Annotated in this window: 14 protein-coding genes; 7 read left to right on the top strand and 7 right to left on the bottom strand. The window is 70.2% G+C overall.

Annotated elements, in window-relative coordinates; genetic code table 11:
• The first annotated feature begins 27 nt into the window (after positions 1 to 27).
• From FB471_RS27830 to FB471_RS27820, 3 genes are read left to right on the top strand one after another with little or no spacing between them, the layout of a single operon-like run.
• Positions 28 to 477: a hypothetical protein gene (locus tag FB471_RS27830; protein WP_142001261.1), complete on the top strand. Its 450-nt coding sequence runs from the start codon at positions 28 to 30 to the stop codon at positions 475 to 477.
• Between the two features lie 37 nt (positions 478 to 514).
• Positions 515 to 1,027: a DUF3558 domain-containing protein gene (locus FB471_RS27825; protein ID WP_142001260.1), complete on the top strand. Its 513-nt coding sequence runs from the start codon at positions 515 to 517 to the stop codon at positions 1,025 to 1,027.
• A gap of 17 nt (positions 1,028 to 1,044) precedes the next feature.
• Positions 1,045 to 2,520, top strand: a complete 1,476-nt coding sequence (locus FB471_RS27820; RefSeq protein WP_142001259.1) for a hypothetical protein — start codon at positions 1,045 to 1,047, stop codon at positions 2,518 to 2,520.
• Between the two features lie 4 nt (positions 2,521 to 2,524).
• Here FB471_RS27820 and FB471_RS27815 read toward each other — a convergent pair whose 3' ends face one another.
• Both FB471_RS27815 and FB471_RS27810 read right to left on the bottom strand, forming a co-directional pair.
• Positions 2,525 to 3,760: an APC family permease gene (locus FB471_RS27815; RefSeq protein ID WP_211358159.1), complete on the bottom strand. Its 1,236-nt coding sequence runs from the start codon at positions 3,758 to 3,760 to the stop codon at positions 2,525 to 2,527.
• Between the two features lie 127 nt (positions 3,761 to 3,887).
• Positions 3,888 to 4,697 carry an SGNH/GDSL hydrolase family protein gene (locus tag FB471_RS27810; protein WP_246076627.1) on the bottom strand — a complete coding sequence of 270 codons (810 nt, stop codon included), beginning with the start codon at positions 4,695 to 4,697 and terminating at the stop codon, positions 3,888 to 3,890.
• A gap of 257 nt (positions 4,698 to 4,954) precedes the next feature.
• Between FB471_RS27810 and FB471_RS27805 the strand changes: the two genes are divergently transcribed.
• A complete protein-coding gene (locus FB471_RS27805) occupies positions 4,955 to 6,523 on the top strand; it encodes a M14 family zinc carboxypeptidase (RefSeq protein WP_142001258.1) in 1,569 nt (522 codons plus the stop codon).
• 63 nt (positions 6,524 to 6,586) lie between these two features.
• On the opposite strand, the gene FB471_RS27800 is transcribed toward FB471_RS27805, so the two are convergent.
• From FB471_RS27800 to FB471_RS27785, 4 genes are all read right to left on the bottom strand, one after another.
• Entirely contained in the window at positions 6,587 to 7,516 is a 930-nt protein-coding gene (locus FB471_RS27800) for a LysR family transcriptional regulator (protein WP_142001257.1), read from the bottom strand.
• A gap of 19 nt (positions 7,517 to 7,535) precedes the next feature.
• A complete protein-coding gene (locus tag FB471_RS27795) occupies positions 7,536 to 8,723 on the bottom strand; it encodes a glycine C-acetyltransferase (protein ID WP_142001256.1) in 1,188 nt (395 codons plus the stop codon).
• Positions 8,723 to 9,754, bottom strand: coding sequence for an L-threonine 3-dehydrogenase (gene tdh / locus FB471_RS27790; RefSeq protein WP_142001255.1), 1,032 nt, complete (start codon positions 9,752 to 9,754; stop codon positions 8,723 to 8,725). The genes FB471_RS27795 and tdh overlap by 1 nt, the downstream gene beginning before the upstream one ends.
• Positions 9,755 to 9,860: 106 nt before the next feature.
• The gene (locus FB471_RS27785) at positions 9,861 to 10,505 is read right to left on the bottom strand and encodes an endonuclease (RefSeq protein ID WP_142001254.1); all 645 of its coding nucleotides are present in this window, start codon (positions 10,503 to 10,505) and stop codon (positions 9,861 to 9,863) included.
• Between the two features lie 51 nt (positions 10,506 to 10,556).
• Between FB471_RS27785 and FB471_RS27780 the strand changes: the two genes are divergently transcribed.
• On the top strand, positions 10,557 to 11,396 hold the full coding sequence (locus tag FB471_RS27780) for a PaaI family thioesterase (protein WP_142001253.1): 840 nt from the start codon (positions 10,557 to 10,559) through the stop codon (positions 11,394 to 11,396).
• Positions 11,397 to 11,468: 72 nt separating this feature from the next.
• Positions 11,469 to 13,310: an AMP-dependent synthetase/ligase gene (locus FB471_RS27775; RefSeq protein ID WP_246076626.1), complete on the top strand. Its 1,842-nt coding sequence runs from the start codon at positions 11,469 to 11,471 to the stop codon at positions 13,308 to 13,310.
• A 3-nt stretch (positions 13,311 to 13,313) separates the two neighbouring features.
• Here FB471_RS27775 and FB471_RS27770 read toward each other — a convergent pair whose 3' ends face one another.
• On the bottom strand, positions 13,314 to 14,198 hold the full coding sequence (locus FB471_RS27770) for an SDR family NAD(P)-dependent oxidoreductase (protein WP_142001252.1): 885 nt from the start codon (positions 14,196 to 14,198) through the stop codon (positions 13,314 to 13,316).
• Between the two features lie 423 nt (positions 14,199 to 14,621).
• On the opposite strand from FB471_RS27770, the gene FB471_RS27765 reads away from it, so the two are divergent.
• On the top strand, positions 14,622 to 15,845 hold the full coding sequence (locus tag FB471_RS27765; protein WP_246076625.1) for an MFS transporter: 1,224 nt from the start codon (positions 14,622 to 14,624) through the stop codon (positions 15,843 to 15,845).
• Positions 15,846 to 15,888 lie beyond the last annotated feature (43 nt).

The raw sequence follows: 15,888 nt of genomic DNA, 5'->3' as shown, positions 1-15,888 counted from the left end.
CAAGCCTTGAGCTCAGGGAGGGGCAGCATGGCGGAGGGCGACGCGGGTAACAGCTTCCTGCAGAGCATCATCGCCGGTGCCGACAGTGAGGCGCAGGCCAAGGCTTTCGCCGACGACGCCAAGGGCATGCTCGGCGAGGCCAAGGCGGGCCGCTGGGCGGTCAGCGAGGAGATGGGCCAGGCCTTCCTGGCCGCCGTCGATGAGGCTGAGCAGCAGGTAAGCGGGCTGCATCATCGCGTACGTAACTTGGCAAGGAAACCAATGCTGGGAGACGACGAGTACGCCCGCCAAGTGTCGCAACACGTGCTGATGGCTCTTGACTCTGACGAGCGGTCGCTGGTCCCAGCTTTCAATAGCTTCAAAGACGGCCTTGGCCATGCACGAGAAGCACTTGAGATAGCCAGACGTAACTACAAGGCGGCCGACGAAGACGCTAACCAAAAGCTTGGCCCATTTCTCACCGCTACAGACAGCTGAAATCGACATGACAAGATCAGCAATCCGACGGAAGCACTTGACAGCGATCGTTATCGTGATCGGCACATTAGGAATCTCGGCCTGCTCAGGCAAGGAAGCCGGGACAGCGACCCCCGCAGAGCGAGATTCCAGCACAACATCTGCACCGTCAGTTGGCAATCAGAACGTATTCGCTAACATGAACGCGTGCGGCGTTCTCGATGAGCTTGTCGCCGGGGACGGATTCCAGCCAGGTGAGAACAAGACCGCGCGCAACGAGTGCGTCGCCACCAAAACACGATACGGATCCGCAGGTGTGGTCCTGGATCCCGTTCAGGGATTAGAAGAGTTCCGCCGGACTGACCCAGACTCAGTCGAAATCAAGATCAACGGTCGCCAAGCCTTACGATCCCACGACTCGGACGGATTTTGCGATATAGCCATGAAAGTTTCCGAGAGCGCCCGCGCGATAGTCGGTGTGAGCCCGGTTGGCAGCGCGGATTTTGACGCGTGTACGGACACCAAGAAATATGCCGAAGAGCTTGAACCGATGCTTCCGAAGGTGCAGTGACCAGGGAGGGAGTCGCGATGTCGGAGGGATACACGCCTCGGTCCTACGAGGGTGAGGTGTACGCCGACGCCGCGCACCACGGCGCACCCGGTGTGGCGCGCGGCGCCGTGCCGGTGGACCCGGCCAACGCGCAACAGGTCGCCGGCCGGTACTCGGCCGCCGAAGCCGAGCGGCTGCTGGCCAGCCAGGAGTTCCGCTCCGGGCTCGATCCTTCCGATCACGACTACCGGAGCCGGCCGCACGAGCAGCTGATCTCCATCGTCAACGATGCCGTCGACCCGGCCAGCGTGGACGAGCAAGGCATGATCGCCAACGACCTGGGCAACGCGCAGAAGCAGCTCGCGGACTCCTTCCGCAGGGCGTCCGCCAAGGAGGAGGCCGAGTGGCAGGGTGAGGGGGCCGCCAAGGCACACGCGTTCTTCGGCGCCCTCGCCGACTGGTCCGACTCCTCCGCCAACGCGTCCCACCTGACCTCCAACCGCCTTTCCCAGCAGTCGGCCACGCTGATCCAGGCCAAGAACAACATGCCGGAACCGGCGGGCATGCCGGTCGAGGATTCGATCGCGCAGGCCAACCAGCACGCCGAGAACGGTGACTGGGGCAAGCAGCTCGGCGTGCTGGCGAACATGGAGCGGCAGGCCCGCCTGCGGCAGGAGGCCCACGAGCGGGCCGCCGCCGTGGTACAGGCGCGGGATCAAGCGCTGTACAGCACCGGCTCCACCCAGCCGACCTTCTCCTCCGCCCCGCAGCCGGGCGACTCCACGTCCCCCTCCTCGATCGACAGCAGCACCCGGACCTCCGGATTCGGTGGCGGGCCACCGATCTCGGCGCCGGGTGGTCCGGGCGCCCCGATGGGCGGTGGCCCCGCCGGGCCACCGCCCGGCGGGGCGGGTGTGGCGCCGGGCCCCGGTACCAGCAGCGGGGCGGGACCGAACCCGCAGGGCAACAACCCGACCACGCAGCCCGGCGGGCAGTGGGGCCGTCCGGCGGCGAGCGGCGGCGGTGGCATGGGCGGCGCCGTCGCGCCGGGTGGCGGCAGCAACCTCGGCAGGCTCGGCAGTGAGACCACCCGCGACAAGCCGGGCCGTGGCTTCGGCTCGACCGGCCGTGGCGGGGGCTACGGCTCCGGCAGCGCGGGCAACAGGGTCACCGGCGGCACCGGCGCCCCCCGCGGTGGTATGCCGGCGCCCCGGAGCGGCTCCCCGGGAACACCGGCGGGTCCCGGCCGCGGCACCGGGGCCGGTGAGCCGGGTGCGCGCTCGGCCAACGAGTTCGCCCGCGGCGGCCAGGGCGGCACCGGGGCACGCGGCGCGGGCGCCCCGATGGGGGCGGCCGGCGGCGGCCGTGGCAACAAGGAGGAGGACAAGGACCACAAGCGGGCCGAGTACCTCCAGGAGGACGACCCGAACGAGTACTTCGGCACCGACGGCGTCGGTAAGACCGTCCCACCCGTCATCGGCGAGACCCGCGGCGGCGAGCGCACGGAGCAGTAACCGGTCAAGCTCGGCGGGCGCGCACCACGGCCCGCCCGCCCAGACCGACCGCGAACACCAGGACGCCCGCCAGCACCGACTGCCACGGCAGGGTGGCGGCCAGTAGCAGGCAACCACCGAGCCCGAGCACGGGCAGCCACCGGGGCATTCGGCGCAGGCCGGCGGGCAGGGTGAACGCCGAGGCATTGGCGATGGCGTAGTACACCAGCACCCCGAACGACGAGAAGCCGATGGCGCCGCGCAGGTCGAGCGTCAGCACCAGGACGCATACGACCACCGCCAGCACCGACTCCGCGTGGTGCGGCACCTGGCGGCGCGGATGCACCCCGGCCATCCACCCTGGCAGGTCGTGGTTGCGGGCCATGGCCAGCGTGGTGCGCCCGATTCCGGTGATCAGCGCCAGCAGCGCGCCGAGGCCAGCCACGGCGGCGCCGATCCGCGCGGCCGGTGCGAGCCAGTCCATGCCACCGGCCCGTACCGCATCCGCAAGGGGTGCACGTGAACGCGCCAGCGCCTCCGGGCCGAGCACGAGCAGCAGGCCCACGGCGACCACGGCGTAGAGGACCAGCGCCGCCGCCAACGCCACGCTGATGGCACGCGGGATCGTCCGTCCCGGATCGCGCACCTCCTCTCCCATGGTGGCGATCCGCGCGTAGCCCGCGAAGGCGAAGAACAGCAGACCCGCCGCCTGCAACACTCCGGTGACCCCACCGGTCCACCCGCCGCCGAGGCTCCCGGCGTCCACCTGGCCACCACCGAACACGGCCACCAGCACCGCGCCGATGCTCACCAGTGCGACGGCCAGCAGGACCCTGGCCAGCCCGGCGGTTTTGGTGATGCCGAAGTAGTTGACCACGGTCAGCGCGAGCACGGCGGCGGCCGCGACCGGCCTGGCGAACTCCGGAGCCACGTAAGCGGCGACGGTGAGCGCCATCGCCGCGCAGGACGCGGTCTTTCCGATGACGAAACCCCAGCCCGCGGTGAAGCCCCACCAGGGGCCGAGCCGTTCCCTGCCGTACACGTAGGTGCCACCGGAGACCGGGTACTGGGCGGCGAGCACGGCCGAGCTGCGTGCGTTGCAGTAGGCGACCACACCGGCGATGGCAAGGGAGAGGAGCAGGCCGGTACCCGCGGCGGCGGAGGCAGGCGCGAAAACGGCGAACACCCCGGCACCGATCATCGAACCGAGCCCGATCACGACGGCATCCGCCGTACCCAGCCGTCGTGCCAGTGTTCCCACGGCGGAGACGATACCGGCGGGCGATCCGGCCCCGGTTTCCTGCGGTGAAACACCGTCTGTCCACCGGCTATCGTGTCGCGTTCGTGGACGCGTGCGCCCCGGCGGCGGGGTTCGCGCGTACCGCTCCTCAGCGCGCAGCGGCGAGGAGGGCGGGGAGGTAGGCGCGGGCGTGGCCCAGCCGGTTGGGGTGGTAGGACTCGATCAGCGGTGAGGTCAGTGGGTTGATCCAGGGGTCGGCCGCGCAGACACCGTGCCCGGCGAACCGATCGCGCATGTCCACAAAGGTGAATCCGGCCGCGCCCGCCCGCTGCTCGGTGGTCGCCGCGAGTGCGTCGGCGGCCTCGTTCAACGCTGCCCGCTTCGCCCGGCTCAGCCCGCCGGGACAGGCACCGATCTCGAACAGCCTGGGATAGCCGAACACCACGACCTCCGCCGAGGAAGCCCGCGCGGCGATCGCCGCATAGGTGCGGTCCAGCCGGCCGGGCAGTTCGGTGCGCACGAACTCCACCGCCCGGCCGGCCCTGCGCGCACAGTCCCGGTCGCCGGACAGCACGCAGGTGGTCATCACGTCGACGAAACCCGCGTCATTGCCGCCCACGGTCAGCGTAACCAGCCCGGTCTCCGGGCCGAGCGCCTCGAGCATGCGGCGGGTGGCGACGGTGACGGTGGTCGCCCCGGAGCAGGCCAGGAAACGGAACTCCACGTCCGGATGCCGCGCCGCCCACAGCGCCGGGTACGCCCGTGGCCCTCGATGGCAGCTCCCACCAGGCCGGTCGTAGTCCCCGGTGCCGAGGCCGGAGGAGTAGGAGTCACCGAGCGCCACGTATTCCTCGACGGTCTGCGCCGCCACGGCGGGCCGGGCCACGGCCACGCCCGCGACCAGTACCAGGACACCGAGCAGACCACGGGCTCCGCGCACATCGACCTCCGATCGCAACCGGCCACCACAGCCTGCCTACCAGCGCGGACCGGTCCGGCAGAAGCCCATTGACCCGGTCGTGTCGATTCGCGCTCATAGACGATGACTATGGCTCGTTGGGATGCCCCGGCTCCGGGGGGTATGACGCATAGTGCTTGCTAGCCGAGGTGCCTGTTTAGGCTCATCGCTGCCAGGGCGGACGCCCTCGACCGCCCTGGCAGCGGTGTGTCCGTGCGGCACCTCGGCCCCCTGCGCACCCGAAGGAGTAGTACCCGATGACGAAGAGAACCCTGTTCGCGCTGCTCGCGGCGCTCGCCCTCGGTGGGGCGCTGCTGGCAACGCCCGAGCGCACCGGCACGGCGACGGCGGCACCCGACTCGCGGGCGATGACCGGCACCACCGAGGGAACCACCTACGTGTTCCGCGTCCCCATCGACGGCCCGGACCGTGCCCAGGACCTGCTCCGGCGGGGTTTCGACGTGCTGGAACAGCGCCAGGGTGACGATCTCTTCGTGCTCGGTGACGCCGCGACCCAGCGGAAGCTCCACTCCGCGGGCTTCCAGGCCGAGGTCGACTCGGTGTTGCCGGAGCCGCAGTGGGAGCCGCCACGCAAGCGGGACAGCAACGAGACTCGCGGTGCCTCGGACATCGACGAGACCTATTACGGCGGCTATCCGACGGTGAACGCGCACTATGCTCACCTGGACAAGGTCGCGGCCGACCATCCGGACCTGGCGACCGTGGTCACCTACGGCCAGTCCTGGCGCAAGGCGAACGGCGACCGCCGTGGTTACGACCTGAAGGCCATCTGCATCACCAAACGCACGGGCGAGGACTGCCAGCAACGCACCGATGCTCCGAAGCCACGGTTCTTCCTGATGAGCCAGGTGCACGCGCGAGAGATCACCACCGGCGTGATGTCCTGGCGCTGGATCGACCACCTCGTCGGCAACTACGCCGGCAACGCCGAGGTCAAGTCCCTTTTGGACACCACGGAGATCTGGGTCGTACCGATCGGCAACCCGGACGGGGTGGATATCGTCCAGCAGAACGGCAACTCCCCGCTACTGCAGCGCAAGAACGCCAACACCAGCAACGGGAACTGCACCGGGACCCAGATCGGCATCGACCTGAACCGGAACAACGGCAGCCATTGGGGCGAGTCCGGCTCGTCCAGCTACCCGTGCGCGGAGACCTACCGCGGTCCGCACGCGGACTCGGAGGTCGAGAACCGCGCGCTGCAGAGCCTGTGGACCAAGCTCTACCCGGACCGCAGGGACGGTGGTCCCAGCGTGCCCGCGCCCGCGGACACCAAGGGCCTCATGCTCAGCATGCACAGCTACAGCGACATGGTCCTGTTCCCGTGGGCCTACGCGAACGTGCGCACCGGCAACGACAGCAGCCTGCGCTCGATGGCCAGGGACATGGCGAACATGATGGGCTACCGCTACGGCCAGCCGCCGGAGATCCTGTACGCCGCCTCCGGTGGCCACGACGACTGGACCTACGACAAGCTCGGCGTCGCCTCGTTCACCTTCGAGATCGGCCCGGCCTCCGGGTCCTGCGGCGGGTTCCTGCCACGCTACGGCTGCCAGGACGGCTTCTGGAACAAGGTCCGGCCCGCGCTGATGTACGCGGCGAAGAAGGCCAAGTCGCCCTACGGTGGCGGCTCGGACCCGGGTGACCCGCCGGACTGCTCGGCCACCGCGTGGCAGTCGAGCCAGCTGTACCACCCGCGTTCGGTGGTCAGCCACGACGGCTCCGAGTGGCGCTCCACCTGGTACGCCTGGCCGGGCGACGAACCAGGCGTCGCGAGCGTCTGGGAGCGCACCGGTCCCTGCTGACGGCCCGATCCCGCCTCGCCCCGCCGGACCACACCGGCGGGGCGAGGCCTGCCGAGGCACCGTTCAGCCGACCCCGGCGCCATGCAGCCGACTCGGCACCTCCGCGGCCGCCGCGCGCAGGGCCAGCCCCACCGCGGAAACCAGGGGGTGCTCCTCGCGGCCCCGCCGGACCGCGGCGAACACCCGACGGGTCGGCGTCTCCCCCGCCACCGGCAGCACCCGCGCCGGGTCGATCGCGCCCAGCGCGGTGCGTGGGATGAGCGCGACCCCGGCCCCGGCGGCGACCAGCGCCGCCTCCGCGTCGAAGTCGTCCGAGGTGTGCGTGATCCGCGGCGCGAAACCGGCGCCCTCGCAGGACAGCAGCACCAGATCGCGGCACGGGTTGCCGGGCAGCGGCACGATCCAGTCCTCCTCGGCGAGGTCGGCCAGCCGTACCGACCCGCTCGCGATCGCCGGGTGGCCGGGTGGCAGCACCGCGTAGAACGGCTCGGCGTACAGCGGGGTGCGGCTGAGCCTGCGGTCGTGCTCGCCGGGGGTGGCCCGGTACTGCACGGTGACCGCGATGTCGATCTCACCGTCCAACAGCAAGGGCAGGCTCTGCTGCCCCTCGGCGTCCCGCACGTGCACCCCGAGGTCCGGAGTGGACTCACGGAGGGCGGCGATCGCCGGGGCGACCACCTGTGTGATGGCCGAGGCGAACGCGGCGATCTCGACCCGACCCAGCACACCCGAGGCATGCGCGGCCAGCCGGGCCTCGGCGTGTTCCAGCTCGGCGAGCACCGCGTTGGCGTGCTCGACCAGCAACTCACCCGCCGAGGTCAGCCACACCCGCCTGCCTTTGCGGCGCAACAGTTCCTGGCCGACCTCCGCTTCCAGCGCGGCCAGTTGCTGGGACACCGCGGACGCGCTCAGGTGCAGCGCGTTGCCCGCGGCGGTCACCGTGCCATGGTCCGCCAGCGCGCGCAGCACCTTCAGCCGTCTCGGGTCGATCACCCGGCCATCCTCGCGCAGGTCAGCCGGTGAGGTTCTTGCGGGCGGCCACGAAGGCGTCGACCGCGCGGTTGACGTCCTCCGTGGAGTGGGCCGCGGACATCTGCGTGCGGATCCGGGCCTTGCCGTGCGGCACCACCGGGTAGGAGAAGCCGATCACGTACACGCCCTGCTCCAGCAGCTTCTCGGCCAGCCGGGCGGCCTCGGCGGCGTCGCCGATCATCACCGGGATGATCGGGTGCTCACCCGGCAGCAGGTCGAAGCCCTCCTCGGTCATCCGCCTGCGGAACAGTTCGCTGTTGGCCCGCAGGCGGTCGAGCAGCTCGCCGGAGGAGTCGAGCAGGTCAAGGGCGGCCAGCGCGCTCGCCGTGACGGCGGGGGCGAGGGAGTTGGAGAACAGGTACGGGCGGGAACGCTGGCGGAGCATCTCGACGATCTCCGCGCGCCCGGACACGTAGCCACCGCTGGCCCCGCCGAGCGCCTTGCCGAGGGTGCCGGTGTTGATGTCCACCCGATCGGTCACCCCGAACAACTCCGGCGTGCCGCGGCCGGTCGGGCCCATGAAACCCACGGCATGCGAATCGTCCACCATGACCAGTGCGTCGTGCTTCTCGGCCAGCGCGCAGATCTCGTCCAGCGGGGCGAGGTAGCCGTCCATAGAGAACACCCCGTCGGTGGCGATCAGCCGGTAGCGCGCGTCCGCCGCCTCCTCCAGCTTGCGCTCGAGATCGGCCATGTCCCGGTTGCGGTAGCGGGACCGCCGGGCCTTGCACAACCGGATCCCGTCGATGATCGAGGCATGGTTCAGCTCGTCGGAGATCACCGCGTCCCGCTCGCCGAGCAGGGTCTCGAACAGGCCGCCGTTGGCGTCGAAGCAGGAGCTGTACAGGATCGTGTCCGCGGTGCCGAGGAACTCCGACAGCCTGGCCTCCAACCGCTTGTGTGGCTCCTGGGTACCGCAGATGAACCGCACCGAGGCCATCCCGAAGCCCCAGCGGTCCAGTGCCTCCTTGGCTGCCTCGACGAGCACGGGGTGATCGGCGAGGCCGAGGTAGTTGTTCGCGCAGAAGTTGAGCACGGCGGGCTGATCCGAGCCCACCCGCACCTGGGCGCTCTGCGGGCTGCCGATCACCCGCTCCGCCTTGTACAGCCCGGCGTCCCTGATCTCGTCGAGTTCCGCTCGCAGGTTGTCGCGCATCGCACCGAACATCAGTGCTCCGTCCAGTCCAGGATGACCTTGCCGCAGTTGCTGCCCCGCGCCGTCTCGAACGCGGTCTCGTGCTCGGTGTAGGAAAACTTGTGCGTGATCACCGGGGAGAGGTCGAGCCCGCCCTGCAGCAGCACGGACATCGCGTACCAGGTCTCGAACATCTCCCTGCCGTAGATGCCCTTGACGGTGAGCATCTTCAGCACCACCGCGCTCCAGTCGATGGCGATCTCCTCGGCGGGAAGGCCCAGCATGGCGATCCGGCCGCCGTGTGTCATGCAGGAGATCATCTCGCGCAGCGCGGAGGGCTGACCGGACATCTCCATCCCGACGTCGAAACCCTCGGACATGCGCAGTTCCGCGTACACCTCGTCGATCCGCGCCCTGCGCACGTCCAGTGCGAGGTCCACGCCGATCTTGCGGGCGAGCTCGAGCCGGTGCGCGCTGACGTCGGTGACCACCACGTGCCGGGCGCCGGCGTGCCGGGCGACCGCCGCGGCCATCAGCCCGATCGGGCCGGCGCCGGTGATCAGCACGTCCTCCCCCACCACCGGGAAGGACAAGGCGGTGTGCACCGCGTTGCCGAACGGGTCGAAGATGGCCGCCACATCCGGGTCCACCGCGTGCTCGTGCACCCAGGTGTTGCGTTCCGGCAGTACCGCGTACTCGGCGAAGGCACCGTTGGTGTGCACGCCCAGCCCGATCGTGTTCGCGCACAGGTGGCGGCGGCCAGCCATGCAGTTGCGGCAGGTGCCGCACACCAGGTGGCCTTCCCCGCTGACCAGATCACCGGCCTTGACCTTGGTGACCGCGGAGCCCACCTGCACGACCTCGCCGGCGAACTCGTGGCCGAGTGTCAGTGGCGCCTGGATGGTCCGCGCGGCCCAGTCGTCCCAGGAGTCGATGTGCAGGTCGGTGCCGCAGATCCCGGTGCGCAGCACCCGGACCAGGACGTCCCCCGGCCCGGGCCGCGGGTCCGGTACGTCGGTGAGTTCCAGGCCGGGTCCCGGCGCGGCCTTGACCAGAGCCTTCACGTTCCTCCGATGTCGCGAGTGACAGCGTCCTTCCGGAACGCCAAGTCTGGCCCCTCGCCACTGTGCAGTCTATCTGGAGTTTCTGCACTACATTGTTAGCTTAACTTCACTGGCCGAGGATCCGCTCCGGCAAGCCCTTGTCCAGGGTCACCCGGATGAGTGCGGCGGTCAGCCGGGCCAGGTCCGCCCCGCCGACGAGCGTGCCCAGCTCATCGGGGTCGGTGGGCAGGCCGAGCCGCTCGGCCCCCTTGGCGGCCTTGCGGTCCAGGTACGGCCGCAGCTCCGGCCACACCCGCTGCGCCTCACGGCAGAAGATCTCGGCACCAACCGGGCCCAACTTCGGTACCTGCTTCAACAGCCTGCGCAGGGTGGCCGGGTCGCCGCCCGCCCGCTCGCGCATCCGCCGCAGGTCGCCGCGGTACTCCTCGCGCAGCAGTTGGGCGCCCTCGCCCAGCGCCGTGGCCGTGCTCTCGTCGTAACGCACGTAGTGGCCCCTGCCGAGCGCATCCACCCGCTGCTGCCAGGTCGCCGCCAGCATCCGTTGCGGCGTGCCGAACCCGGCCGCCTGCAACTCCCTCGCCGCCGCCACCGCGATCTGTGCCTTGATCCGGGTGGAGAGCAGGACGGAAAGCACGAGCAGCTGATACAGCGGCGCGGGCTTGTCCGCCAGCCGGATTCCCGCTTCGTCCGCATACGTCTTGCCCGCCACCTCCAGCAGGCGCTTGACAGTGCGCTTGGTGTCCTTTGTCATCACTGCCTGAGTACCCGCAACGGCGCGGGGCGAACCAGGGGGGAGCCAGGGATGTCCACGGATGAGCTTCGGGATCGGCTCGGCAGGGACCCGTTCGCCACCGACCTCGGGGTGCGAGCCGGGTACCTCGACGAGCACGAATGCCGGCTCGCGCTCCCCCACCACGAACGGCTGACGGGCTGGGGCGTGCTGCACGGCGGCGCGATCGCGGCGCTCGCCGCCCTCTCCGGGCAGCACCTCACCACCGGCGAGCGGGCGAGCACGGTTTCGTTGCACGTGAACTACACCCGGGCCGGCCGGAGTGGCCCGTTCACGGTGAGTACCCGCCGGGTGCGCGCGGCGCGCGAACTCGGTTTCTTCGACACCCGGATCGGCGACGGGCACGCCAGGGACATCGCGCATGCCTCGGCCGCGGTATCCGGTCAGCGGGACGGCACCGGGGACGACGCCGCGGTCGCGGGCGCGGTCCCGCAGGCACCGGGTGGCGATCCGGCCGGGCTGAACGCCGCGGTCGCCGAGCTGCCCTACCTGCGCCGGCGCGCGGTCGGGGTCAGCGGGGCCGCCGAGGGGCAGGTGGAGTTCGAGATCCCCGCCATCGAGCGGAACCTGGACGCCGAGGGACGGATGCACGAGGGCGCCGCGCTCACCCTGATCGACGTGGCCGGGGCAACCTGCCCGTGGACCGTGCGCACCCCGCGCCCGGGGCTGCGCGGCGCCACCGTCGCGCTGCACGCCCAGATCCTCGGCCCGCTGCCGGGCGAGGAACTCCGCGCCCGTGCCCGGATCACCGCCCGAGACGCGTGGATGACCTGGTGCGATGTCGTCGTGCTGGACCGCGGGGAACGGGTCCGCGCCCTGGGCACGGTGGTCTACCGGATCAGCGCGAGCTGAATAACGGACGAAGCACTGTCTCGTTGGCCTGGTGTGACGTAGGTTACCCGAAACCGACGCTAGGAGGCATGCGTGACCAGTCAGCCGTCCGTCGCCGGCAGGACCGAGGGCAAGACCATCCCCAGCCTGCTGCGCCGCAACGCCATGGAGTACGGCGACCTGCCCGCGCTGACCTCGCTGGACGCGGAGGGCCTTCCGACGCTCACCTGGTCACAGCTGCGGGAGGAGATCGCCGCCGTGGCACGCGGCCTCGCCGACCTGGGCCTGCGCGCGGGCCAGCGCATGCTGATCATGGCCGGCAGCCGCCCCGAGCATCTCGTCGCCGACCTCGCGGCCACCCAGCTGGCCGCCATCCCGTGCACCGCCTACGCCACCCTCAGCAGTGAGCAGATCTCCTTTGTGGCGCGGCACAGCGCGGCCCCGATCGCGGTGCTCGAAGGCGTGGGTGAGCTCGACCGCTGGCTGCCGGTACTGGACGAGCTGCCGGCCCTTGCCCGGATCGTGCTGGTGGAGGAGACCGCCGTGCCCCCGGGCGACGACCGGTTCGTCAGTCTCGCCGCCGTGCGGGAGCGAGGCCGGGAGCTGCACGCCGCCGACCCCGGGGTGTTCGAACGGGCAGGCGAGGCCGTCGCGCCGGACGACCCCCTCTCGATGATCTACACCTCCGGAACCACCGGGGACCCCAAGGGCGTGGTGCTGTCCCACCGCAACGCGATCCACGAGGCGCTCGCCATCCAGCAGCTGCATGAGCTGCCGCCGCACCTGCGCAACATCGCCTACCTGCCGCTCGCGCACATCGCCGAGCGGGAGCTGTCGATCTACCTGCCGATCGTCACCGGTGGGCACGTACACACCCTCGCCGACCCGACCGCCGTGGTCGGCGCGCTCAGCACGGTGCGACCGCAGAGCTTCTTCGGCGTCCCCCGGGTCTGGGAGAAGATGGTCGCGGGCATGAAGAACATGCTCGCGCAGGCCCCCGAGGAACGGCGCACCGCGCTGGAGGCGGCGAACGAGCTGCTGCAGCAGGGCTACCGGCTGCGCGACGAGCGCAAGGAAGTGCCTGCCGAGCTGGCCGAACGGATCGCGGAGGCCGACCGCACGGTGCTGGCACCGGTCCGGCACCTGCTCGGGCTGGACGAGTTGCTGGTCGCGGTGAGCGGCGCCGCCGCGTTGCCGCTCGAGGTCCTGTACTTCCTCGCCGGTCTCGGTGTCGAGATCCAGGAGGTCTGGGGGCTGTCCGAGACCACGGGCGCGGCCACGGGCAACACCGCGTCCGCGTTCAAGGCGGGCACCGTCGGCAAGGCGCTGGCCGATATCGAGGTGCGCACCGGCGAGGACGGCGAGCTGCTGGTGCGCGGTCCCATCGTGTTCGCGGGCTATCTCGACGCCGACGGCACGGTCGAGCAGGCGACCGATGCCGAGGGCTGGTTGGCCACGGGCGACATCGGCACGGTGGACGAGGACGGCTACGTCACGATCACCGACCGGAAGAAGGAACTGATCATCACCTCCGGCGGCAAGAACATCGCACCGACCCGGATCGAGGGACTGCTGAAGGAGCATCCGCTGATCGGGCAGGCGGTCGCCATCGGGGACGAGCGGCCGTACGTGACGGCGCTGATCGTGCTGGACGACGAGATCGCCCCCGCGTGGGCCGCCGCGCGGGGCATCGAGGTCCAGGACGTGACGGCACTCGCCGAGCATCCGTCGATCCGGGAGGAGATCGACCGTGCGGTGCGGGCGGCCAACGACCGCCTGGCCAGGGTGGAGCAGGTGAAGCGGTATCACCTGTTGCCGAAGACCTGGACCCCGGAGACCGGCGAGGTCACCCCGACGCTCAAGCTCAAGCGCCGGATCATCGCCGAACGCTACCGGCCCGACATCGAGTCGCTGTACGAGACCGCGCAGACCTGAACCTCAGGCCGCGCCTTCGGTCCACTTGCGTAGCCGGGGCGGCACCCGCTTCTCCAGTCCATAAGGCTCGAGGTGCGCGCTGAACACCTCGTCGAAGGCCTGCCGGATGCTGTCGGTGTCCCATACCGGCCGCTCCAGGATCGGCGCCTTGAGGTAGGGCTGGCCGACCAGGTGCAGTTGCGGCCCGTTGCACCGGATCAGCTGGCCGGTGATGCCGTCCGAGCTGTCGGCGAGCAGGTAGAGCACCAGCGGTGCGATCCGGGAAGGCGTGCGGTCCGGCGGGCAGTTGCGCAGCGACCGCTCCGACTTCCAGACCATCCTGGTGTGCGCCAGTGGGCACACCGCGTTGACCCGGATACCGGCCTCCTCGAGGTCCAGTGCCCAGGAGTAGGTCAGCGAGGCCACCGCGCCCTTGCTCGCCGCGTAGGTGCCGAGCTTGCGCTGCCCCAGGGAGGCACCGGAGGACACGTTGACGATCGAGCCACCCCCGCCGTGCTCGACCATGGCCCTGGCCGCGGCCGTGCCGGTGTAGATCACCCCGAGCACGTTCACCTCGATCAGGTCCCGAATCTGCTCCGGGTCCTCCTGCCACGGTGACGCTTCGTAGTTCACCCCCGCGTTGTTCACCAGTCCACTGATCGTGCCGTATTCCCGCACGCACAGGTCGACGATGGCCTGCGCCCGCGCGGGATCGGTCACGGTGTCCGCGCTCGCCACGGCGCGTCCGCCGTGCGCGCGAATGTTCTCCGCGGTGCGTTCGGCCAACTCGGCGTCCACATCGTTGACCACGACCGCCGCACCGGCCTGGGCCAGATGTATAGCGAACGCCTCGCCGAGCCCGCGCCCGGCACCGGTCACCACCACCGCCTTGCCTTCCAGCATGTCCATCGTTCTCTCCCCACTGGCCAGCCCCGACACAGCCCTTGATGCTGCAACTGGCTCTACGCACAGTGTTGACCACCGCCGGGGTTCCATGCGCGGGGCAGCGACGAACGGCACCCGCGAAGCGCCGAACGAGTGACTGTTGATCGGCTCCGTGATAGTGCCCGGCGGGTCGCTCACCCGAGCGGCCGTAAACCCGGGAGCCGACACGCGGAGTGTTCATTCAGACTTTCGGATGTGCCTAGGTGGTCGAGCCGGTCCCTCCTTTAGTCCGATTCGGTCGTGGTTTCCTGTTCGTCTCCGCGTAGCCAACGGCATACTTAAAGTTGTCATGGAGGTCGCACCCGTGAGACCGGGACCCGTTCCGTCGAAGGAGGACTGCCCTGCAGGAATGGCGCGCTGCTTTCGAGGGGGACAGGTGATCGGACGGTGAGTACCAACGTAGCGCCGCGAGTGACAGCGCCGCTGGCCGACGTCGAGTTCAGGGCACTGTGGGCCGCCGAGGCACAGTCGGTGATGGGTGACCAGCTCGCGAAGGTCGCGCTCGCGCTGTTGGTGTACGGCCGCACCGGCTCGGCACTGTGGGCCGCCGCGGTGTACGCGCTGACCTTCCTGCCCGCGCTCGCCGGAGGGCTCGGTCTCGCGCAGCTCGCCGACCGGTACCCGCGACGTTCATTGCTGTCCGCCTGCACGTTCACCTCGGCTTGCCTGGTCGGCCTGATGGCGATCCCCGGCGTCCCGTTCGGGCTGCTCTGCGCACTGGTGGTCGTGGTGCAGCTGGTGCTCGCGCCGGCCAACGCCGCGCAGAACGCGCTGACCAGGGAAGTGATCTCCGACGACGATCTCTACCTGCGCAGCCAGGATCTTCGTGGCATCACGACCAACGTCATGATGCTGGTCGGGCTGGCTACCGGTGGCCTACTGATCTCCCTCATCGGGACGTCATGGGCGTTGCTGCTGAACGCGCTGACGTTCCTGGTCAGCGCGTTCGTGGTGCGACGGTGGGTCCGACACAGGCCTGCCGCCGGTAGCCCGCACGAGCCCTGGTTCGGCACGATTCGCTGGGTGTTCGCTCAGCCAGGACTCCGGGTACTGCTCGGCCTGTCCTGGCTGGTCGGGCTCGCCGTCGTGCCCGAAGGGCTGGCTGCGCCACTCGCCCACCAACTCGGCGCGCCGGAGCACGCGGTCGGCTGGCTGCTCGCTGCTGACCCGCTTGGCTTCATCGTCGGCGCCTACTTGCTGTCCAAGTTCGCCTCGGCCGAAACCCGGCGCAAGCTGGTCGGCGCGCTCGCAACCGCCTCGGTCGCCGTCCTGATCGGCTTCGCCGCGCAACCCAGCCTCTTCACCGCGCTGGCGCTGCTGGCCCTCGCCGGAGCAGCCGGCGCGTACATCATCACGGTCAGCGCGACATTCAACACCTGGGTGCCGAACAGCAAGCGCGGCAGCGCGGGTGGCGTTTATCGCACCGGGCTACGGGTAGCTCAGGGACTCGGTGTGGCACTCGGCGGCGCGATCGCGGAATGGCTCGGCTCCACCGTCGACACGGTGGCGCTTGTCGGCGTCATCGGCCTGGTGGTGGCCGTTCCCGTCGCGGTGGCTTGGGCAGGTACGCGGAAGAAGGTCTCGGCCCTACCGGCGAATCACCCAACGTGACAGCCGGCATGAAGAGGGCCGCCATCCAGCAACCGACCATGCT

The sequence above is a fragment of the Amycolatopsis cihanbeyliensis genome, from assembly GCF_006715045.1.
GTDB lineage: Bacteria > Actinomycetota > Actinomycetes > Mycobacteriales > Pseudonocardiaceae > Amycolatopsis > Amycolatopsis cihanbeyliensis.
Note: the sequence above shows the minus strand (reverse complement) of the source record. Positions and strands in the feature narration are given on the sequence as shown.

Bases quoted from the DNA above. Each gene is read 5' to 3' on its own strand.
- FB471_RS27830 (WP_142001261.1), top strand. From the start codon at position 28: ATGGCGGAGGGCGACGCGGGTAACAGCTTCCTGCAGAGCATCATCGCC.
- FB471_RS27820 (WP_142001259.1), top strand. From the start codon at position 1,045: ATGTCGGAGGGATACACGCCTCGGTCCTACGAGGGTGAGGTGTACGCC.
- FB471_RS27805 (WP_142001258.1), top strand. From the start codon at position 4,955: ATGACGAAGAGAACCCTGTTCGCGCTGCTCGCGGCGCTCGCCCTCGGT.
- FB471_RS27795 (WP_142001256.1), bottom strand. From the start codon at position 8,723: ATGTTCGGTGCGATGCGCGACAACCTGCGAGCGGAACTCGACGAGATC.
- FB471_RS27785 (WP_142001254.1), bottom strand. From the start codon at position 10,505: ATGACAAAGGACACCAAGCGCACTGTCAAGCGCCTGCTGGAGGTGGCG.
- FB471_RS27780 (WP_142001253.1), top strand. From the start codon at position 10,557: ATGTCCACGGATGAGCTTCGGGATCGGCTCGGCAGGGACCCGTTCGCC.
- FB471_RS27770 (WP_142001252.1), bottom strand. From the start codon at position 14,198: ATGGACATGCTGGAAGGCAAGGCGGTGGTGGTGACCGGTGCCGGGCGC.